This is a genomic window from Dolichospermum sp. UHCC 0352 (assembly GCF_009711925.1).
Lineage (GTDB): Bacteria > Cyanobacteriota > Cyanobacteriia > Cyanobacteriales > Nostocaceae > Dolichospermum > Dolichospermum lemmermannii.
This window is the reverse complement of the sequence record NZ_VIKY01000061.1, coordinates 1-1293: the sequence shown is the minus strand read 5'-3', so window position 1 is coordinate 1293 and position 1293 is coordinate 1. Positions and strand designations below refer to the sequence as shown.

At 40.1% G+C, this 1293-nt stretch carries 2 protein-coding genes; one reads left to right on the top strand and one right to left on the bottom strand.

Translation table 11 applies throughout. The annotated features are described in order from the left end of the window. The first annotated feature begins 143 nt into the window (after positions 1–143). Entirely contained in the window at positions 144–1097 is a 954-nt protein-coding gene (gene accD, locus FJR06_RS04355) for an acetyl-CoA carboxylase, carboxyltransferase subunit beta (protein WP_015079526.1), read from the top strand. 42 nt (positions 1098–1139) lie between these two features. Here the strand turns inward: accD and FJR06_RS24655 are convergent, their stop codons facing one another. Then, positions 1140–1262 carry a hypothetical protein gene (locus FJR06_RS24655; protein WP_256369480.1) on the bottom strand — a complete coding sequence of 41 codons (123 nt, stop codon included), beginning with the start codon at positions 1260–1262 and terminating at the stop codon, positions 1140–1142. Positions 1263–1293 lie beyond the last annotated feature (31 nt).

The window sequence follows — 1293 nt, the reverse complement described above, 5'->3', positions numbered from 1 at the left end:
AACTATGATTTTTATGATTTTTGTGATTTTTATGATTAACTAATCATCCAAATCAAAATAATCAAATCAATCATAGTTAAGACATTTAATCATCTAAATCATAGTTCTGATTTTGTCCTCACACCTAATTACATAAGATAAAAATGGCAAACAACGAAGAATCACGCGGTTTAAAGTCTCTATTTGATTGGTTCGCAAATCGGCGTAAATCAGGAAGTCCCAATTCAGAACGCCAAGAACGGGAAATTGCTGATGGTTTATGGCATAAATGCCCTAAATGTGGTGTTCTTAGCTATACAAAAGATTTAAAAGCTAATCAAATGGTTTGCGTTGATTGTGGTCATCATAATCGCGTTGATAGTGATGAACGAATTCGCCAATTAATTGATGCTAATACCTGGAATCCATTGGATGAGCATTTGCGCCCCACTGATCCCTTACAATTCCGTGATCGTAAACTATATAGCGATCGCTTGCGAGAAACACAAGAAAAACTAGGACTGATAGATGCTGTTAAAACTGGGTTAGGACAAATTAACAGCTTACCCATAGCTTTAGGAGTCATGGATTTCCGGTTTATGGGTGGAAGCATGGGTTCTGTTGTCGGGGAAAAACTCACCCGCATGATTGAACAAGCCACCCAACGGCGTTATCCTGTCGTCATTATTTGCACATCAGGTGGTGCGAGAATGCAGGAAGGAATGCTGTCTTTAATGCAAATGGCGAAAATTTCCGCCGCCCTCCAACGTCACCGAGATTCTAAACTATTATATATTCCTGTTTTAACCAACCCAACTACCGGAGGTGTTACCGCCAGTTTCGCCATGTTGGGTGATATTATCATCGCTGAACCCAAAGCAACTATTGGTTTTGCGGGAAGACGGGTAATTGAACAAACTCTTAGAGAAAAACTCCCTGAAGATTTTCAAACCGCTGAGGACTTACTTAAACACGGATTTGTTGATGATATTGTCTCCCGTACCCAATTAAAAACTACTTTGACACAATTAATTGCGCTACATCAACCTCTCCCCACAACGACACCAAGCATGGTTTTGTGGGAAACAATGAAATTAAGTTCCGCTACTGTTGAATAAAAAACGGAAATGAGGGAAGAAATTTCCTTCTTCCTTCTTCCTTCAACAACTGACAACGGACAACGGACAACTGACAACTAACAACTGTACGGGCGAAGCATTTGGAGAACTATTTTTGGCAATGACCGATAATTTATCTTCCCAATGCTTCGCCCCTACTGACAACTAACAACTGTACGGGCGAAGCATTTGGAGA

Coding starts and splice junctions, on each gene's coding strand:
- accD (WP_015079526.1), top strand. CDS start 144: ATGGCAAACAACGAAGAATCACGCGGTTTAAAGTCTCTATTTGATTGG.